14 protein-coding genes are annotated in these 19,202 nt (G+C 68.3%); 8 read left to right on the top strand and 6 right to left on the bottom strand.

Translation table 11 applies throughout. The annotated features are described in order from the left end of the window. The first annotated feature begins 1 nt into the window (after window position 1). The 5 genes from FB547_RS02675 to FB547_RS02655 all read left to right on the top strand — a co-directional run bounded on the left by FB547_RS02675 (window position 2) and on the right by FB547_RS02655 (window position 5,675). The gene (locus FB547_RS02675; RefSeq protein ID WP_145739411.1) at window positions 2-931 is read left to right on the top strand and encodes a branched-chain amino acid ABC transporter permease; all 930 of its coding nucleotides are present in this window, start codon (window positions 2-4) and stop codon (window positions 929-931) included. A gap of 1 nt (window position 932) precedes the next feature. Beyond that, window positions 933-1,997, top strand: coding sequence for a branched-chain amino acid ABC transporter permease (locus tag FB547_RS02670; protein ID WP_145739410.1), 1,065 nt, complete (start codon window positions 933-935; stop codon window positions 1,995-1,997). A gap of 50 nt (window positions 1,998-2,047) precedes the next feature. After that, window positions 2,048-3,379, top strand: coding sequence for an ABC transporter substrate-binding protein (locus FB547_RS02665; protein WP_145739408.1), 1,332 nt, complete (start codon window positions 2,048-2,050; stop codon window positions 3,377-3,379). 85 nt (window positions 3,380-3,464) lie between these two features. Then, complete coding sequence (locus FB547_RS02660; protein WP_145739406.1) at window positions 3,465-4,277, top strand: ABC transporter ATP-binding protein; 813 nt, start codon at window positions 3,465-3,467, stop codon at window positions 4,275-4,277. A 147-nt stretch (window positions 4,278-4,424) separates the two neighbouring features. Further along, window positions 4,425-5,675 carry a phenylacetate--CoA ligase family protein gene (locus FB547_RS02655; RefSeq protein ID WP_145740532.1) on the top strand — a complete coding sequence of 417 codons (1,251 nt, stop codon included), beginning with the start codon at window positions 4,425-4,427 and terminating at the stop codon, window positions 5,673-5,675. Here FB547_RS02655 and FB547_RS02650 read toward each other — a convergent pair. The 3 genes from FB547_RS02650 to FB547_RS02640 all read right to left on the bottom strand — a co-directional run bounded on the left by FB547_RS02650 (window position 5,666) and on the right by FB547_RS02640 (window position 8,661). Next, window positions 5,666-6,691, bottom strand: coding sequence for a hypothetical protein (locus tag FB547_RS02650; RefSeq protein ID WP_145739404.1), 1,026 nt, complete (start codon window positions 6,689-6,691; stop codon window positions 5,666-5,668). The two genes, FB547_RS02655 and FB547_RS02650, sit on opposite strands and share 10 nt — an antisense overlap. Window positions 6,692-6,752: 61 nt before the next feature. Next, a complete protein-coding gene (locus tag FB547_RS02645) occupies window positions 6,753-7,325 on the bottom strand; it encodes a type 1 glutamine amidotransferase domain-containing protein (RefSeq protein WP_145739402.1) in 573 nt (190 codons plus the stop codon). Window positions 7,326-7,470: 145 nt separating this feature from the next. Then, a complete protein-coding gene (locus FB547_RS02640; protein WP_145739401.1) occupies window positions 7,471-8,661 on the bottom strand; it encodes a M48 family metallopeptidase in 1,191 nt (396 codons plus the stop codon). Between the two features lie 206 nt (window positions 8,662-8,867). Between FB547_RS02640 and FB547_RS02635 the strand changes: the two genes are divergently transcribed. Beyond that, window positions 8,868-9,842: a tripartite tricarboxylate transporter substrate-binding protein gene (locus FB547_RS02635; RefSeq protein WP_145739399.1), complete on the top strand. Its 975-nt coding sequence runs from the start codon at window positions 8,868-8,870 to the stop codon at window positions 9,840-9,842. Between the two features lie 79 nt (window positions 9,843-9,921). Here FB547_RS02635 and FB547_RS02630 read toward each other — a convergent pair whose 3' ends face one another. Then, entirely contained in the window at window positions 9,922-12,045 is a 2,124-nt protein-coding gene (locus tag FB547_RS02630) for a carboxypeptidase-like regulatory domain-containing protein (protein ID WP_145739397.1), read from the bottom strand. 179 nt (window positions 12,046-12,224) lie between these two features. On the opposite strand from FB547_RS02630, the gene FB547_RS02625 reads away from it, so the two are divergent. After that, on the top strand, window positions 12,225-13,205 hold the full coding sequence (locus tag FB547_RS02625; protein WP_145739395.1) for a helix-turn-helix transcriptional regulator: 981 nt from the start codon (window positions 12,225-12,227) through the stop codon (window positions 13,203-13,205). Between the two features lie 17 nt (window positions 13,206-13,222). On the opposite strand, the gene FB547_RS02620 is transcribed toward FB547_RS02625, so the two are convergent. Continuing rightward, window positions 13,223-15,316, bottom strand: a complete 2,094-nt coding sequence (locus FB547_RS02620) for a PQQ-dependent dehydrogenase, methanol/ethanol family (protein WP_145739393.1) — start codon at window positions 15,314-15,316, stop codon at window positions 13,223-13,225. Window positions 15,317-15,471: 155 nt separating this feature from the next. On the opposite strand from FB547_RS02620, the gene FB547_RS02615 reads away from it, so the two are divergent. Beyond that, the gene (locus tag FB547_RS02615) at window positions 15,472-16,752 is read left to right on the top strand and encodes a helix-turn-helix domain-containing protein (protein ID WP_145739391.1); all 1,281 of its coding nucleotides are present in this window, start codon (window positions 15,472-15,474) and stop codon (window positions 16,750-16,752) included. Window positions 16,753-16,756: 4 nt separating this feature from the next. Here the strand turns inward: FB547_RS02615 and FB547_RS02610 are convergent, their stop codons facing one another. Further along, entirely contained in the window at window positions 16,757-19,189 is a 2,433-nt protein-coding gene (locus tag FB547_RS02610; protein ID WP_145739389.1) for a membrane-bound PQQ-dependent dehydrogenase, glucose/quinate/shikimate family, read from the bottom strand. Between the last annotated feature and the right edge of the window lie 13 nt (window positions 19,190-19,202).

The following is a 19,202-nucleotide window of genomic DNA, read 5'->3' as shown; positions in this document are numbered from 1 at the left end:
CATGGGCTTTTTCCTCGAAACCCTCTTCGGCGGCCTCATGGTCGGCATGCTCTATTCGCTGATCGCCATCGGCTTCGTGCTGATCTACAAGGCCTCGGGCGTCTTCAACTTCGCGCAGGGCGCGATGGTGCTGTTCGCGGCCCTTGCGATGGCGCGCTTCGCCGAATGGTTCCCGCAGTGGTTCGGCTTCGAAAGCCAGGTGCTCGCGAACATCCTGGCCTTCATCGCGGCCATGGGGGTGATGGTGATCGTGGCCTGGCTGATCGAGCGGCTCGCGCTCAGCAAGCTGGTGAACCAGGAAGGCATCACGCTGCTGATGGCGACGCTGGGCATTGCCTACTTTCTCGACGGCGTGGGCCAGACGATCTTCGGCAACGACATCTACAAGATCGACATCGGCATGCCCAAGGAACCGCTGATGGTGCTGCAGGGCACCTTCCAGGGTGGGCTGCTGCTGAGCCAGGAAGACCTGGTTGCCGCGCTGGTGGCCGCAGGCCTCGTGGTGGTGCTGGCGATCTTCTTCCAGAAAACCGCCACGGGCCGCGCCCTTCGCGCCGTGGCCGACGACCACCAGGCGGCGCAGTCGATCGGCATTCCGCTCAAGCGCATCTGGGTGATCGTGTGGTCGGTGGCGGGCTTCTCGGCACTGGTGGCCGGGATCATCTGGGGCTCCAAGCTGGGCGTTCAGTTCTCGCTCTCGCTGGTGGCGCTGAAGGCGCTGCCGGTGGTGATCCTCGGCGGGCTCACCTCGATACCGGGCGCGATCATCGGCGGCCTGCTGATCGGCGTCGGCGAGAAGCTCTCTGAAATCTATCTCGGCCCCATGCTCGGCGGCGGCATCGAGATCTGGTTCGCCTATGTGTTGGCGCTCGTCTTCCTGCTCGTGCGGCCTCAAGGCCTGTTCGGCGAAAAGATCATCGATCGGGTCTGAAATGTTTTATAGAGAAAACGGCCAGTTCAAGTCGAGCTACCGCGCCGACCAGCAGATCTTCCCGATCGCGCAGGACCGCATCGCCATCCTGGTGCTGCTGCTCGTGGCCTTCATCGTGGTGCCGCTGGGCGTCTCGGACTACTGGATGCGCGCCATCCTCACGCCCTTCCTGATCCTGTCGCTCGCGGCGCTGGGCCTCAACATCCTGGTGGGCTACTGCGGGCAGATCTCGCTCGGCACGGGCGCCTTCATGGCGGTGGGTGCGTATGCGGCCTACAACTTCCAGGTGCGCATCGACGGCATGCCGCTGATCGCGTCTCTGCTGCTGGGCGGCCTGTGCGCCACGGTGATCGGCGTGCTGTTCGGCATTCCGAGCCTGCGCATCAAGGGGCTGTACCTGGCCGTGGCCACGCTGGCGGCGCAGTTCTTCACCGACTGGGCGTTCCTGCGCATCCAGTGGTTCACCAACAATTCGTCGTCGGGCTCGGTGAGCGTGGCGGGGCTCAACGTGTTCGGCGTGCCGATCGAGTCGCCGGTGCAGAAGTACCTGTTCTGCCTCATCTTCGTGGTGGTGTTCGCGCTGCTCGCGAAGAACCTGGTGCGCAGCGCCATCGGCCGCGAGTGGATGGCGATGCGCGACATGGACGTGGCCGCCGCGGTGATCGGCATCCGCCCGGTGTACGCCAAGCTCACGGCCTTTGCGGTGAGCAGCTTCATCGTCGGCGTGGCGGGCGCGCTGTGGGGCTTCGTCCACCTGGGCGCATGGGAGCCGGCGGCGTTCAGCATCGACCGCTCGTTCCAGCTGCTGTTCATGGTGATCATCGGCGGGCTCGGCTCGATCATGGGCAGCTTCTTCGGTGCCGCGTTCATCGTGCTGCTGCCGCTCTTCCTGAACCAGCTGCCGGGCTGGCTGGGCTTCTCGATCTCGACCGCGCTGGCCTCGCACCTGGAGACCATGATCTTCGGCGCGCTGATCGTGTTCTTCCTGATCGTCGAGCCGCACGGCCTGGCGCGGCTGTGGTCCACGGGCAAGGAAAAGCTGCGGCTCTGGCCCTTTCCCCACTGATTTTCCGTTCGTAGAAACCGGCACCGAGGTGCCCACATAAGGAGACAGGCATGAAACTGAAATCGCTCGCTCTGACCGCCGCCCTGGTGGCCAGCACCCTCGGCGCGCTGCTTGCGCCATCGCTCGCGCAAGCCCAGGCCAAGGAACAGTTCTTCCCGCTGCTGGTGTACCGCACCGGCCCCTATGCGCCCAACGGCACCCCATGGGCCAACGGCAAGCAGGACTACATCAAGTACATCAACGCGACCGGCGGCATCAACGGCGTGAAGATCACGTTCGAAGAGTGCGAGACCGGCTACGCCACCGACAAGGGCGTGGAGTGCTATGAGCGCCTGAAGGGCCGCCCGGGCGTGACGCTGTTCGACCCGCAGGCCACCGGCATCACCTTTGCGCTGACCGACAAGGTGCCCACCGACAAGATCCCGCTCATCACGCTGGGCTACGGCCTGTCGGCGTCGCAGGACGGCAGCGTGTTCAAGTGGAACTTCCCGCTGATGGGCAGCTACTGGACCGCGGCCGACATCCTGATCCAGCACATCGGCAAGAAGGAAGGCGGCATGGACAAGCTCAAGGGCAAGAAGATCGCCCTCGTGTACCACGACTCTCCGTTCGGCAAGGAGCCGATTCCGCTGCTGCAGGAGCGCGCCAAGCAGAACGGCTTCGAGCTGTCGCTGATTCCGGTCACCGCGCCCGGCGTGGAGCAGAAGTCCGCCTGGCTGCAGGTGCGCCAGTCGCGCCCCGACTACGTGCTGCTGTGGGGCTGGGGCGTGATGAACTCCACCGCGCTGAAGGAAGCCGTGGCCACCGGCTATCCGCGCGAGAAGATGTACGGCGTGTGGTGGGCCGGCGCCGAGCCTGACGTGAAGGACGTGGGCGCCAATGCCAAGGGCTACAACGCGCTGGCGCTCAACACCTCGGGCGCGGAGCCGAAGGTGATCCAGGAGATCCTCAAGCAGGTGCACGACAAGGGCCAGGGCACGGGGCCGAAGGACGAAGTGGGCTCGGTGCTCTACACCCGCGGCGTGATCATCCAGATGCTGGGCATCGAGGCCGTGAAGCGCGCGCAGGAACGCTTCGGCAAGGGCAAGGTCATGACCGGCGAGCAGGTGCGCTGGGGCATGGAGAACCTCGCGCTCGACCAGAAGAAGCTCGATGCACTGGGCTTCTCGGGCGTGCTGCGTCCGCTGAGCACTTCGTGCCAGGACCACATGGGCTCGACCTGGGCGCGCGTGCACACCTGGGACGGCGCCAAATGGGGCGGCATGTCCGACTGGTACCAGGCCGACGAGCAGATCATCAAGCCGATGGTGAAGGTTGCGGCCGAGAAGTACGCCGGCGAGAAGAAGCTGACGCGCCGCGACGCGGCGGACTGCAGCATGTGACCGCTTGAAGAACCGTGGCGGCTCGCAGGAGCCGCCATTCGAAAGCGCAGCCCTTGTTGTTCTTTCGAATGCTTCGGACCACACCATGAGCGAACCCAACATCATCCTCAACGTCAACGGCATCGAGGTCATCTACAACCACGTGATCCTCGTGCTCAAGGGCGTTTCGCTCGTGGTGCCCGAGGGCGGCATCGTGGCGCTGCTCGGCGGCAACGGCGCGGGCAAGACAACCACGCTGCGCGCGGTGAGCAACCTGCTCGCAGGCGAGCGCGGCGCGGTCACCAAGGGCACCATCGAACTGCGCGGCGAACGCATCGAGGCGCTGTCTCCGGCCGAGCTGGTGAAGCGTGGCCTGATCCAGGTGATGGAAGGCCGCCATTGCTTCGCGCACCTGACGATCGAGGAAAACCTGATGACCGGCGCCTACACGCGCACCGACGGCAAGGCCGCGGTGCAGCAGACGCTGGAGAAGGTGTATGCGTACTTCCCGCGGCTGAAGACGCGGCGCACCTCGCAGGCGGCCTACACCTCGGGCGGCGAGCAGCAGATGTGCGCGATCGGCCGCGCGCTGATGGCCAACCCGACCATGGTGCTGCTCGACGAGCCCTCGATGGGCCTGGCACCGCAGATCGTGGAAGAGGTGTTCGAGATCGTGAAGGACCTCAACACCAAGGAGCGCGTGACCTTCCTGCTGGCCGAGCAGAACACCAACATGGCGCTGCGCTACGCCGACTACGGCTACATCCTGGAGAACGGCCGCATCGTGATGGACGGCGAGGCGAAGAGCCTGCGCGAGAACGAGGACGTGAAGGAGTTCTACCTTGGCGTCGGCGGTGCGGATCGCAAGAGCTTCCGCGACGTGAAGAGCTACAAGCGCCGGAAAAGGTGGCTGGCGTGATGGCCCACCCCCGTTCCTCGCTCACTGCGTGTAGCTCGATTCCCCCCTCGAGGGGGCGCACCCGGCGGCCCGGCAAAGCCGGTTCCGCGGGTGCCCGCGAACGGGCTTCGTTGCGCTCGCCATCCCATGAAGAAGGGCATTGAATCCATGACCGACCACTACGACGCCCTCGAAATCCGCGACCCCGCCGAACGCGAGCGCGACCTGCTGGCCGCGCTGCCGAAGCAGATCGCACAGGCCCAGACCGCCGCGCCCGCGTTCGCGAAGATCCTCGACGGCGTGAAGCCCGCCGACATCACCACGCGCGAAGCACTCGCCAAGCTGCCCGTCACGCGCAAGACCGAACTGCTCGAACTGCAGAAGCAGCGCCGCGCCGACGACCCGTTCGGCGGCTTTTCCACCATCGGCCGCGGCACCCGCATGCCGCGCGTGTTCGCGAGCCCCGGCACCATCTACGAACCCGAGGGCGAGGCGCGCGACTACTGGCGCACGGCGCGCGCGCTGCATGCCGCGGGCTTTCGCGGCGGCGAGCTCATCCACAACAGCTTCAGCTACCACATGACGCCCGCCGGCTCCATCATGGAAAGCGGCGCGCGGGCCATCGGCTGCACCGTGTTCGCGGGCGGCACCGGCCAGACCGAGCAGCAGCTCGAAGCCATGGCCGACCTGAAGCCCGAGGGCTATGCGGGCACGCCGAGCTTCCTCAAGATCCTCCTGGAAAAAGCCGAGGAGAAGGGCCTGAAGCTGCCCTCGCTCACCAAGGCGCTGGTGTCGGGCGAAGCCTTTCCTCCGAGCCTGCACGACTGGATCGCCGCGCACGGCGTGCAGGGCACGCAGTGCTATGCCACCGCCGACCTCGGCCTGATCGCCTACGAGACCAGCGCGCGCGAAGGCCTGGTGCTCGATGAAGGCGTGCTGGTCGAGATCGTGCGTCCCGGCACCGGCGACCCGGTGCCCGACGGCGAGGTGGGCGAGATCGTGGTGACCACTTTCAACCCCGACTATCCGCTGGTGCGCTTCGGCACCGGCGATCTTTCCGCCGTGCTCGCAGGCACCTGCCCCACCGGCCGCACCAACAAGCGCATCAAGGGCTGGCTCGGCCGCGCCGACCAGACCACCAAGGTGCGCGGCATGTTCGTGCACCCCTCGCAGGTGGCGGAGATCGCGCGGCGCTTTCCGGAAGTGCAGCGCGCGCGCCTCGTGGTCTCGGGCGAAATGGGCGACGACCAGATGACCTTCAGGCTCGAATGCGCAGCAGGTGCGCCGGCCGGGCTCGAGGCGCGCATTGCCGATGCGGTGCGCGAAGTGACCAAGCTGCGCGGCACCATCGAGCTGGTGGCGCCGGGTACCCTGCCGAACGACGGCAAGGTGATCGAGGACGCGCGCAGCTACAAGTAGCGGCGGTAGAACCGGCGCGTGAGCGCGCGCATCGCCAGCACCAGCAGCACCAGGTAGACCGCCGACAGCAGGACTGCGAGCGCCACGAGGCGTCCGTCGCTGCTCGTCCCCGAGAAGCTCGCGCTCGCGACCCACAGCAGCCCGCCGAGCGCAAGGGCGGCGCAGGCCAGCTGCAGCAGCACGAAGGCAGACACCGCGGCCGCCACGGCCCGGAACGGACGCGCCTGCGCGGGCCCCGGCGCGGCGCCGAGCCAGCCGCCCCAGAACGCCAGCGCAAAGACCAGCAGCGGCACCGCGAACCAGCCGAGCAGAAGCGGCACCAGGTCCGAATCCCTCGAGGTGTCGACCCAGCCGCTTGCCGCGTGGCCGATCCACAGCTGCAGCGAGACAAGAGTCGCGGCGGCCACGAGTGCCACCGCGCGGCGAGGCGGTGCGATGCCCGCGCCGTCGTCCGCCGCGCCGGGCGATGCATCCACGGGCGCAGTGCCGCGCTCGCGCAGCGCGAAGCGGGCGGCCAGCCACACGCTCGCGACGAGCACGAGCATCTGGATGGCCGACTGCACGAGCATCGACACCCCCATGACCGGGCGCAGGCCGTACGTGCCGACGCGCTCGTGCAGCGGCCCACCGGGCATGAAGAGCAGCTGCGCCTGGTAGAACAGCGGCGTCAATGCCAGCATGTTGACGAGCCTTGCCGCAAGGAACACGGCACCGAAGCGGCTGCCGGCCCCGCGAAGCTGTGCGGTGCGCACCGCGCCGCGTTCGTCGAGCGCCTGGCGCGCATGGCACCACGCCAGCGTGGCCGCCAGCAGCCATACCGAGACGGCGCGCGACAGCAGCAGCACCCATACGCCGGGCTGCGCATACACGCCGCGCATCTGCTCGCCGTGTGGCGAGGAAGGCAGCAGCTGCACCGCCATGGTCACCGCAAACAGCGCCGCATCGACCGCCACCGCGATCCATGCGAAATTTCCGGGCAGGCGCTGCGCGCGCTCGAACGAAGAGGATGCGGCCATGGGATGGGAGCGTACCGGAACGCGCGGCCCCATCCGCGTGCGCGCCGCACCGGCCGCATGCTCAGTGGATCGCGGCCTCGTGTGCGAGTTCGAACATCGTCGTCATCTCGCGGATGAACGCGGGCAGGTCGCCGGGCTTGCGGCTTGTCACCAGGCCGCTGTCGACCACCACCTCCTTGTCGAGCCACTTCGCACCGGCGTTGTGCAGGTCGGCGCGCAGCGAAGGCCATGAGGTCATCCTGCGGCCCTTCACACCGCCGGCATCGATGAGCGTCCATGGTCCATGACAGATGGCCGCGATGGGCTTGCCCGACTCGACGAAGGCACGCACGAAGGCCACGGCCTTCTGGTTGATACGCAGCGCGTCGGGGTTGGCGACGCCGCCGGGCAGCAGCAGCGCGTCGAAGTCGTCGGCATTGGCGTTCTTGAGCGGCACGTCGACCTCGAAGGTGTCGGCGGGCTCGAGCTGCTTCCAGGCGCGCACGCTGCCGTCGAGTGGCGAAACGATCTGCGTCTGCGCGCCGGCATGGTCGAGCGCCTTGCGCGGCTCGGTCATCTCGGCCTGCTCGAAGCCGTCCGCCACGAGGATGGCAACCTTCATTCCGTCCAGTGAAGAAGAAGAGATGGTGGGCATGGGTGAGTCACTCCTTGAAGGTGGTTTTTTTGATGGCAATGACACTTCACCCTAGGGCCCACGCCCGCGGCGCGCATCGGCGCGCGCCGGGTCCGCCTGTCGGACGGTTCGACGGGCGGCAACCTTCTCTTACGGCACGCTGCCGCTATTTGCGGCAGCTGGCCGGCAGCGCCTTTTCGGGCAGGCCGTCGCCGGCCACGCAGTTCCAGGCAATGCCGTCCTCGGTGGCCGAGGGCTCCATGCGCAGCGTGCCCTTGGCCTTTGGAAGCACCACATCCACCACCATGCTGTCCGGATCGAGCGTCAGCTCCGAGCCGCCGAGCAGGGTCTCGGGCGCGCCGGCGGTGGCGAGGGAATCGGGAATCTCTTCCTTCTGCTTGTAGTAGTTGCCGAGCGCTTCGCGCACCGGCGCGGCTTCGGACCAGGCCTGCGAAACGGCTGCCCGCGACTCGTAGTCCTTGTAGGCCGGAAGAGCCACCCCAGCCAGCACGCCGATGATGACCACCACCACCAGGAGCGCCAGCGCGCCGCCGCCGGCACGGCCGGTGTACGGCACGAAGACCGCGAGCAGGTAGGCCACCGGATTGCGGCTCGGCAGCTTCGCGCCCGGATCGATGGCGCGCGCGACGCGCTTGGTGAGCCAGGGATAGCCGGCGATCAGTTCATGGAACGAGGCCCAGAAGCCGCTGTTGCCCACCGACTGGTCGGCGTAGCGCTGCAGGTCGACGTGGCGCCACTGCTGCGCGCCGGCGGCCAGCGCCACGAGCGCGCGGGGCGCGGAGTCGGGCTGCTTGCAGCAGGCGGCGCCGTGCAGGTCGCAGGTGTATTCCTGGGCCCGCGAATAGGCGGCGCCGAGCAGCGGCAGCCACAGCACCGGGGCGCGCCAGATGTGGCCCGTGAGGTGGCCGCGCCGGATGTGGCCCAGCTCGTGGCCGATGTAGAAGTTGATGCCGTCGGGCTGGGCCTCCATGGCGTCGACCACGTCGGACAGCAGCACCACGAAGTTGCGGCCGAAGAAGCGCGTGGCAAAGGCATTGAAGATGCCGTCGCCATGCAGCAGGTAGGCCTCGGGCGGGTTCTGGATGCCCAGATGGCCGCAGCAGGCCTCGAATCGCGCATGCAGTTCCGGCAGCTGGGTGGGCGAAAGCTTCACGGCCGTGCCCTTGATCCAGGCGATGACGGCCGACTGTGCGAACACGTAGGCGATGAAGCCGAGCAGGACATAGACGAGCGCGATGCCCAGGGTGCCCAGCACCAGCAGCGCCCAGACCAGCAGGCCGAGCCCGAGCGTGATGTTGCCGAGCCAGCGCTCGCGCGGATAGACCCATGGATCCATTGGAATTTCCTCCTCGATGCGGGCCCGAAGGCCTGCGGTGTTGTGGTTTTTCTTCGCGCCTCCCCAGGCGCGACTTGCGAGCGCGCATCATGCCCCAGGAAGGGGCGGATTTCGGCCCGGGCCTAAGGGCTATTCGCTATTCGTCAGGTCATGGTCAGCCTTTATGATCGCGGCCGTTTTTGAATTTCACCAACCGAGAGACACACATGAAGAAATTGCTTGCACTCACGGCGTTCGCCGCTGCTGCCGCCGGCGCCTGGGCCCAGGATTTCCCCGCAGGCAAGACCGTCACGCTGGTGGTGCCCTTCTCCGCCGGCGGCCCGACCGACCGCGTGGCCCGCGACCTGGCCGAAGCCCTGCAAAAGACCCTGGGCACGACGATCGTGGTGGACAACACCGCGGGTGCCGGCAGCTCCATCGGCACCGCCAAGGTGGCCCGCGCCGCGCCGGACGGCTACACGCTGCTGCTCAACCACATCGGCATGTCGACGATGCCGGCGCTCTACCGCAAGCTGCCGTTCAACGTCGAGAACGACTTCGAATACCTCGGCATGGTCAATGAAGTGCCGATGACGCTCATTGGCAAGCCGACGCTGCCGGCCAACAACTACAAGGAGCTGACGGCCTGGATCGCGGCCAACAAGGGCAAGATCAACCTCGGCAACGCCGGCCTGGGCGCCGCCTCGCACCTGTGCGGCCTGCTGTTCCAGAGCGCGCTCAAGGTCGAGATGACGCCGGTTCCCTACAAGGGCACCGCACCGGCCATCGCCGACCTGCTGGGCGGCCAGATCGACCTGCTGTGCGACCAGACCACCAACACCACCTCGCAGATCGAGGCCAAGAAGGTCAAGGCCTACGCCGTGACCACGAGCAAGCGCCTGACCACGCCGGCCCTGAAGGACCTGCCGACGCTCGCCGAATCGGGCCTGAAGGACTTCGAGGTCTCGATCTGGCACGGCGTGTACGCGCCCAAGGGCACGCCGGCACCGGTGCTGAAGAAGCTCAACGAAGCCATCAAGGCCGCCATGAAGGACCCGGGCTTCATCAAGCGCGAGGAAGCGCTGGGTGCGGTGATCACCACCGACAAGCGCACCGAGCCGGCCGAGCACAAGAAGTTCGTCGCAGCCGAGATCGCCAAGTGGGGCCCGATCATCAAGGCCGCCGGCGTGTACGCCGACTGATTTCCCCCGCGCTCAAGAAAAAAGAGCCGCCGGCCCTCGGGACCGGCGGCTTTTTTCATGGCGGTGACAGCAGGAAGAATCAGGGCAGCGTGACCGTCCACACCTCGAAGTTCTTGCGCACGTCGACCTGGCGCGCGGTGCGGGCCGTGAAGCTGAAGGTGCTCAGCGAGGAGCCCTGTGCGTACTGCCAGCTGTTGTTGCCGGCCGGCACGCAGTGCGTATCGCTGGGGCTGACCGGCTGGCAATAGACCATCGCCTTGCGCGCCGTGCTGCGCACGGTGACGGTTTCGCCGAAGCGGGCGCCGCCGGGGCCGGGCGCCCTGCCGAAAACACCGAACGAGGTGGGTGCGAGCGCACCGGCCGGAACGGTCCAGGCATCGAGGCCGCCGTCGGCGCTGAAGTCGACGTTGTTGGGCTCCGACGGCGTCGGTGCCGCAAAGACGATGCCCCGCGCGGAGCCCAGGCTTTCCGCGAGCATTTCAGCGCGCAGGGCCGGCGTGAGTTCCACCATCGGCGTCTGCACGGCTTCCGCGATGGTGGGCACGCGCGAGAAGGTGCGCACGTACTGCACCACGTTCGGGGTGGCGCCGTCGGCGCGGAAGAACTCCAGCTTCCATACCGACTGGTCGGCGATCTTGCCGAGTTCCTCGTCGGTATACGCCGGCGTGGCGAAGAGATTGGCGCTGTCGAAATCGCTCGGGCTGCCGGGCTGGGCCGGGTCCAGGTAGCGCGCCGACATGCGCCACAGCGCCGAATTCAGGGCGGAGCCGGCCGTGCCGTCCGGCGTGAGCACCAGCGTGTTCAGGCCGGCCTTGGGCACCAGCACCAGCTCCTTGCCCGGCAGTGAAGCGGTCGTTGCCACCACCTTCGAAAGGATCGGATCGCCGTTGCCGTCGCGCACGTTGTCGATGGAGACGGCGTAGCCGACCGAATGGAAGACCAGGTTCTGGTGCTTCAGGTAGTCCTTCTTCTCGAGCTGCGGGCGAACGGACGCGCGGTAGGTGTGGCTGTTGCCGGTGAGCTTCAGCGCGCCATCCACGATCTTGGCGTTGAAGACGTCGTTGTCGGTGTTGCCCAGAACGTCGGTCCAGCGGTAGGTGAGCGCGACGTCGCCGTTCTTGTGGAAGTATTCGAAGTTGCCGCGGTCGTGCTTCAGGTTGGTGGGGCCAAAGCGGAACAGGCTTTCGAACGAGCGGCGCGCACCGCCGCTCACGCGGCCGATGGGCGCGCCGGCCGCCACGAAGCTGGCCGGATCGTCGTTCACGAACAGCGTGCGGCAGGCTGGCGCCACCACGTTGGCGGCGCTGCCGTAGGCATTGCCGTCGGGCTCGATGGGGCTGTCGACGCGCTGTGCGAGCGGCAGCGCATAGCAGGCGTTGATGCGGTCGAGCAGCGCCTGCACCATGGCCGGCGTGGGCGGCTGCACCAGCGTTGCGGCGTCGATGGCGGGCAGCGTCGCAATGGTGGCGTCGCCGCTGCGAAAGACGATGGACACCGGCGGGCTGTCCTCGCCGGCGGGCAGCGCCTTCACCGTGATCTCGATGTTGGCCGCCGTGCCGTCGGGGCGCACCGACACGTTGAGCGCGTCGAGCACGCGATCCTGGCCGGTGCCGTTGGCCTGGAACTCGCCGCTCATCGGGTCGATGCTCGCGTCGAGCGCGGTCAGCAGCGGCTGCAGCGCGGCGACCAGCTTGGCCACCTGGTCGCCGATCGACCCCGCCGTGACGGCGCCGGCGTCGGCCTGGATCGCCGCGGCCAGCTGCGAGGGGTCGCCGTTGGGCGACAGCTGCGCCACGATGATGGTGGTCAGCGGCGTCACGTTGGTGGTGCCGGTCGCGGTGCTGGCGGTGGTGCTGTAGAGGGTCAGGTCGTCGCGCACGGCCTGGATCACCAGCGGCGCCTTGGTGCCGGCGGGCAGCGAGCAGCTGTAGCTGCCTTCGGGCGTGGTGGTCACTTCGCAGACCTTGGCGCCGGTCTGGTCGAACACCGTGAGCACCGCACCGGCGAGCGCCGCGCCGGTGGCGACGGTGCCGCTGAGGGTGGTGGCCGCTGCTGCGGGGGGCTCGCCGCCGTTCGACGCCGCCGGAATGAAGCCGAACCCGCCGCCGCCTCCTCCTCCTCCGCCTCCCCCGCCGCATGCGCCGAGAAGCGCGAGGGTGACAACGGACAGGGCATGCGGGATCTTCCGGGTGAGAGAGGGCATCGGTGGGCTCTTCGAATAGGTTGAAAGCCCCGGACCATCCGGGGTCCGCAAACAATAGCTTTCACTTTTTCAAAGAAAATGATGCAAATGCATCATTCTTGAAAACCGCCGGCGGGCCGCGGTGGCAATCACCGGAACATGGGATGCCCGCTGCGCGGGCGCGATGGAAAACTGCGCCGATGACCAGGCCCGCCGCCCTTCATGACTTCAGCGAGTTGCTGCTGCAGCTCTACCGGCTCTCGCACGAGCTGCCCATCCACGCCTTCCAGGATGCCGCGCTCGACCTCATCAAGCCGGTCCTGGCCTTCGATTCCTCGATGTGGGGCACCGCCACCCGAACCGACAACGGCATCGACATCCACACCATCCACCTGCACAACCAGCCGGTGGAAATGCTCGCGGCCTACGAAGAGGTGAAGCACCTCGACACCGCGGCGATGGAAGTGGGCAAGCAGCCGAAGTCGACGCTCTCGTTCAATGCCAATGCCTGGTTCCACCGCAAGGACCAGGCGCAGCTGCGCGACTACGGCGAGCGCTTCGAACAGGCCAACTTCTTCATCAGCTCGGACGTGCACCCGCAGACGAACTTCGTGCACTGGCTCAGCCTGTTCCGCTCGGACCCGGAGGCGCACGGCACCGAAGACGAACGGCAGCTGCTCGCGAGCCTGGCGCCGCACGTGATGCAGGCACTGGCGCTCAACCGCATCGTGCACCTCGACCGGCTCGAGACCGGCGGCCAGGCACCCGGCGGCTCCGCCATCGGCGACCTGCGCGGCGTGCTCTATCACGCCGACGGCCCTTTCGAAGCGACGCTGAAGGCCGAGTGGCCGTCGTGGCACGGGCGCACGCTGCCCGACGCGCTGCTGAAGCATTTCCTCGGCGGCCATGCGCGCTACAGCGGGCGGGCGGTCGTGGTCACGCACCATGTGGAGCAGCGCCTGCTGTTCCTCAAGAGCCGCAGGCGCTGCCTGGCCGACAGCCTCACGCCGCGCGAGCACACCATTGCCGAGCTGCTGGCCCGCGGCGACACGCACAAGGACATCGCGGCCATGCTGAACCGCTCGCCGGCCACCGTGCGCAACCACATCCAGTCGATCTACGACAAGCTGCAGGTGGGCAACGTGGCAGGCCTGATCCAGGAGCTGCGGCTCGCGGGCTGACCGGCCCGCGCGCAGCCTCACTTCGGCCGGATCGCGTCGGCCGTGCCCTGGATGAAGGCCTTGATGCTCTCGATGTCCTCGCCCGAGAGCTTGCCGGTGAAGTCGGGCATGCCGCGCGCCATGGCCGGGCCCTTGAGGATGAACTTGTCGAGGTTCTCGATGTAGGCCGCGTCCATGTAGCCGAGGTTCGGGATGTTGCCGCCGCGGTCCACGCCCGGCACGCCATGGCAGAACACGCAGTTGCTCACATAGAGCATGGTGCCGGTCTGGACCTTGGCGGGGTCGTACTTCACGCCCTGCACCAGCTTGTCCATGCGGTACTGCACGAAGTCGGGCATCTTCGCGCTGCCGCCCACGGCAAAGGTGTAGACCGTGCCCGGGCCCTGCCGCTCGGTGGCGCGCTGCGCGAGGCCGTAGACGCCGCCCCAGCCCACGGCCACCGACACATACTGCTTGCCATCGACCATGTAGGTGGCGGGCGCGGCCACCACGCCGGTGCCGGTGGCCGTTTCCCAGAGCTTCTCGCCGGTCTTCGCGTTGTAGGCCACCAGCCGGCCGTCGGCCGTGCCCTGGAACACCAGGTTGCCGGCGGTGGTGAGCGTGCCGCCGTTCCAGGGCGAGACATAGTCCACGCCCCAGGCCTCCTTCTGCGCCACCGGGTCCCAGGCGACGAGGCGGCCGAAGGGCTTGCTCTTGGGCGGCTCGGCGTTGGCGAACATCGCGGTGTTCCAGCCCAGCGCGGCATGCGGGCGGCCCGGTGCGTTCTGGTCGAACTTCCAGTCCTTGTCGTCCATCAGGTTGATCGGAATGTTCTGCGCCGGCAGGTAGGCCAGGCCCGTCTGCGGGTTGAACGACATCGGATGCCAGTTGTGCGCGCCGAAGGGGCCGGGAATGCTGTCGCCGGGCTTGTCGTTCTGGCGCGCGGCCGCGATCTCGATGGGACGGCCGTTCTTGTCGTAGCCCGTGGCCCAGTTCACGTCGACGAAATTCTTCGCCGAGATGAACTTGCCGTTGGTGCGGTCGATGACGAAGAAGAAGCCGTTCTTCGGCGCATGCAGCAGCACCTTGCGCGCCTTGCCGCCGAGCGTGACGTTGGCCAGGATCATCGACTGGGTGGAGGTGTAGTCCCAGTTGTCGCCCGGCGTCTCCTGGTAGTGCCACACGTACTTGCCGGTGTCGGGGTTCAGGGCCACCACCGAGCCGAGGTAGAGGTTGTCGCCGCCCTTGGGGCTGCGCTTCCTGTGCGCCCAGGGCGAGCCGTTGCCGGTGCCCACGTACATCAGGTTGAGCTCGGGGTCGAAGGCGAAGCTGTCCCATGCGGTGCCGCCGCCGCCGGCTTCCCAGTACTTGCCGCTCGGGTCCCAGGTCTTGGCGGCGCGCGCCATCGATTCGTCCTCGAAGGGCTTGGCCGGGTCGCCCGGCACCACGAACCAGCGCCACTTCTGTTCGCCGGTGTTCGCGTCGTAGGCCGTGACGTAGCCCCGCACGCCGTACTCGGCGCCGCCGTTGCCGATGATGACCTTGCCCTTGAAGACGCGCGGCGCGCCGGTGATGGTGTAGGAGCCCTTCTGCCCCTCGATGGTGTTCTTCTCCCAGACCTTCTGCCCTGTGGCGGCGTCGAGCGCGATCAGGCGGCCGTCGTAGGCGCCGACGTAGACCTTGCCCTCGTGCAGCGCGACGCCGCGGTTCACCACGTCGCAGCAGCCCCTGAAGCCCTTGGACTTGTCGACCTGCGGATCGAAGCTCCAGAGCTTCTGCCCGGTGCGCGTGTCGATGGCATGCACCACGCTCCACGACGCGGTGACGTACATGACGCCGTCCACCACCAGCGGCGTGGCCTCGACGCCGCGCGTGGACTCGAGGTTGTAGGACCAGGCGAGGCCCAGCTGCTTCACGTTGCCGGCGTTCACCTGGTCGAGCTTGCTGAAGCGCGACTCGGCGTAGTCCAGGCCGTAGCTCGGCCAGTCGGGGGTCTTCTTCTGGGCCGCATTGGCGCGAATGAAGTCGCCGTTCACCTGCCTGGCGGCCGAGGCCTGCGCCGCGGCGGGCGAGCTGCCCAGGCACAGCAATGCACCGGCGAGCACAAGCAACCCGGAGTGGATCTTTTTCATCGTGAGTCTCCTTTGTGCCGCAAGGATCGTTTTTGCCGCACTCGCGTTCACCCTCGGGATTTCCCCAGTCCGGCGCTGTTCCATTGCGGAACACATTCGAGAGGGGCAGCGATCTCCCTTTCCTGGTTCCCCCATTTCGAGGAGCGGCGAACAGCATGGCTTTCGAACGGCTGGGCACGGCAACCACGCCGCGCCAACTCTTTTCCAGCACGCCGGCGCAGCGCGTGGCGCTCGCGCGGCGGCAGTTCTTCGAGGAAGGCGTGCGGCCTTCGGGCCTGGTCGGCGAGGCGGTGATCCAGTCGTGGCTGCGCTGCACCCGCAACCACAGCGACCGCCAGCGCATCGTGCCTTTCGATGCGGTCACGCCAAGCCGCCTGCACGCCACGCTGGCGCGCAACCGCGAGCTGCTCGAGGTGGCGCGGCAGGAACTCGCAAGCATGGAAAGCGCGCTCGCAGGCACCGACTGCCGCGTGATCCTGACCGACGGCGAAGGCGTGGTGGTGCATGTCACGCAGCAGCCGGCCGCCGCGCACCAGCCGGTGCTGCGCAAGACCGCGCGCGTGGGCGTGAACATTTCCGAGCGCATCGTCGGCACCACGGCGCCCGGCATCGTGGCGACCACCGGTCAGGCCTGCACCGTCGACGGCGCGGAGCACTACTTCGACGTGCTGTCGCAGATGCAGTGCGCCGCGGCCCCCATCCGCGACGTGGCAGGCCGGCTCGCAGGCGTGCTCGACATCACGATGGAAGCGCGGCGCTTCGGCTTCGACGCGGCCTCGATGGTGGGGCTCTATGCCACGACCATCGAGAACCGACTGCTGCAGGCGCAGTCGCGCGACCACCTGATCCTGCGCTTCCAGGCCAGCCCCACCCTGCTGGGCACGCCCATGGAAGCGCTGGCCGGTGTGGCGCCCGATGGCACCATCGCCTGGCTCAACGGCGCCGGCGCGCGGCTGATCGGACGCCTGCCCGAAGAGGCCGGCGAACGCGATGTCGAATCGATGCTGGGCCACGACCTCGCAAGCCTGCTGCGGCTCGAAAGGCGCGAAGCCGCGCAGCCGCTGCGCCTGGCCAGCGGCCTGGGCGTGTGGGTGCAGGCGCGCTTGAAGGCTGCGGACGGCGTGGACTTCAGGCATGCCGTGGCGGTGCCCGGCGAAAGCAGTGCCATGCTGTCCGTCGAGCCCGCAACGGCAACCGAGCCGCTGGCGGCGCACGAGCACACGCAAGCAATCGCCTCGCACCACGCACCGGCGCAACCGCTGCCGGGCGAAACCCTGCGCGAGCACAGCCGCAAGCTGATCGAGGAAGCGCTGGCGGCGCAGGGCGGCAATGTGTCGCAGGCGGCGCGGCAGCTGGGCGTGTCGCGCGGCACGCTGTACCGGCGGCTGCGCGACTGGCGCGAAGAGGACAAGGGCACGCTGCGCGCGCCGGGCTGAACGCTCAGCGCCTGGGCAGCGCGTAGGCGATCACGTGGTCGCCCGTGCGCGTGCCCAGCGAGCCGTGGCCGCCCGCTGCCACCACCACGTACTGGCGTCCGTCGCTGCCGCGGTAGCTCATCGGCGTGGCCTGCCCGCCCGCGGGCAGGCGGCTGCGCCAGAGCTCCTTGCCGTTGGCCACGTCGTAGGCGCGCAGGTAGTAGTCGAGCGTGCCCGAGAGAAAGGCCACGCCGCCGGCCGTCATGACCGGCCCGCCGAGGCTGGGCACGCCCATCGCAAAGGGCAGCGGCAGCGGCGAGCTGTCGCGCACCGTGCCGTTCCTGTGCTTCCACACCACGCGGCCGGTGCGCAGGTCGGTCCCGGCCACATGGCCCCAGGGCGGCGCCTGGCACGGCAGGCCGAACACCGAGGTGAAGGCGCGCAGCTGCACCGCGAACGGTGCACCGAAGTTCTCGTTGAGCGCGGGCAGGCTGTCGTTGGGCCGGTTCTTGCCCTGCACGTAGAGCGAGGTGTCGTCGGCGCGCGGAATGAGCTTCGACACGAAGGCCAGCGAGGCCGGCGTGGTGAAGGCCATCTGCCGCACCGGGTCGACCGCCACGCCGCCCCAGTTGAAGACGCCGAAGTTGCCGGGGTAGATCAGCGAGCCCTCGGTCGACGGCGGCGTGTAGCGGCCTTCGTAGCGCAGCCGGTGAAAGGCGATGCGGCAGGCCAGCTGGTCGAACACGGTGCCGCCCCACATGTCGGCCGGCGTGAGCGCGGGCGGATCGAAAGACAGCTCGGACACGGGCTGCGTGAGCGAGGTGTGGTCGCCCGCGGCCGGCCCCTGCGGCGCGGGCCGTTCATGGACCTTGGTCACGGGCTTGCCATCGCGCCGGTCGAGCACGAACAGCTCGCCCTGCTTGGTCGGCTGCACGAGCGCGGGCACCGTCTCGCTGCCGATGCGCAGGTCGACGAGGCTGGGCTGCGAGGGCACGTCGTAGTCCCAGAGGTCGTGGTGCACGGTCTGGAAGCTCCAGCGCACGCGGCCGGTGGCCAGGTCCAGCGCCACCACCGAGGACGAGTAGCGCTCCGCCCCTTCGCTGCGCTTGCCGCCCCACTGGTCGGGCGGCTGGTTGCCGGTGGGCACGTAGACCAGCCCGAGCGCCTCGTCCACGCTGGAGATCGACCAGCTGTTCGGCGAGTTGGCCGTATACGTGCGGTCGGCCGCGATGGGCGCGGTGTCGTCCGGGTTGCCCGAATCCCAGTTCCACACCAGCGCGCCGGTGTCGATGTCGAAGGCCCGGATCACGCCCGAGGTCTCCTTGGTCGAGACGTTGTCCAGCACCGTGCCGCCCACGATGACGAGCGAGCGCGTCACCACCACGGGAGAGGTCGAGTAGTAGGAACCTGGCTTCGCGTTGGGCATGTTCTTCCACAGGTCGATCTGGCCCGTGCCGCCGCCGAAGCGCGTGCAGGGCTTGCCGCTTTCGGGATTGAGCGCGATGACGCGGCCATCGGCCGTGGGCATGAAGAGCTTGGCGTCGCAGTCGGCGCTGGCAGCCGGGGCTGGTGAAGGCGAAGCAGGCGCGGGCCGCACCGCGCTGCCCGGGTCGTAGGACAGGCCACGGCAGGTCAGGTGCTGCAGGGCCAGCGGGCGCCGGATCTCGGGCGTGTAGCGCCAGAGCTGCTGGCCGGTGGTCGCGTTCAGTGCCACCACCGACTGGTGCGGCGTGCAAAGAAAAAGCCGCTCGCCGATCTTCAGCGGCGTGACCTCGAAGGTTGTCTCCTCGGGGTCGCCGCTCTGGCCGCGCACGTCGCCGGTGCGGAAGTGCCACGCTTCCTGCAGCTCGCCCACATTGGCCGGCGTGATCTGGTCGAGTGCCGAGTAGCGCTGGCCCATGCCGTTGCCGCCGTAGGCCGTCCAGTCGTCCTTCGGCGGGGCCGGTGCGGCGTTCGCCGGCGCCGCGGCGGCTGCCGTCGGCGCCGGCATGGCGCCCTCCACGCGCGTCGCATCGCGCGTCCACGAGAACACCGCGGCGGCCAGGAAGGCCAGCAGCACCACGCCGAGAAAGCCCCGTGCAGGCGCCACGCCCGCGGCGCTGCGGCGCCCGAGTGCACGCGCGACCCAGGGCGTGAGCAGGAACACGCCGAGCACGAAGAACACGTCGCCGCGCGCCGCCAGCGGCCACCAGTCGAACCCCACTTCCCACAGGGCCCAGACCAGCGTGAACGCCACCACGGCCGCATAGGCCCAGAGGCCGGCGCCGCTGCCGCGCGGCAGCAGCACCGCCGCGACGATCAGCCCGAACCCCGCCACGAGGTAGTACCACGAGCCGCCGAGCACGGCGAGCCAGGCGCCTGCCGCTCCCAGCCCCAGGCCCGCGAGGCCGATGGCAACGGCGGTGATGTTGAGCAGCGCGGAAGAAGGCGCACGAACGCGCGCGGCGGCATCGGGCATGGCACGGACTCCA

Origin of the sequence: Variovorax beijingensis (assembly GCF_007828835.1) — a bacterium.
Lineage (GTDB): Bacteria > Pseudomonadota > Gammaproteobacteria > Burkholderiales > Burkholderiaceae_C > Variovorax > Variovorax beijingensis_A.
Note: the sequence above shows the minus strand (reverse complement) of the source record. Positions and strands in the feature narration are given on the sequence as shown.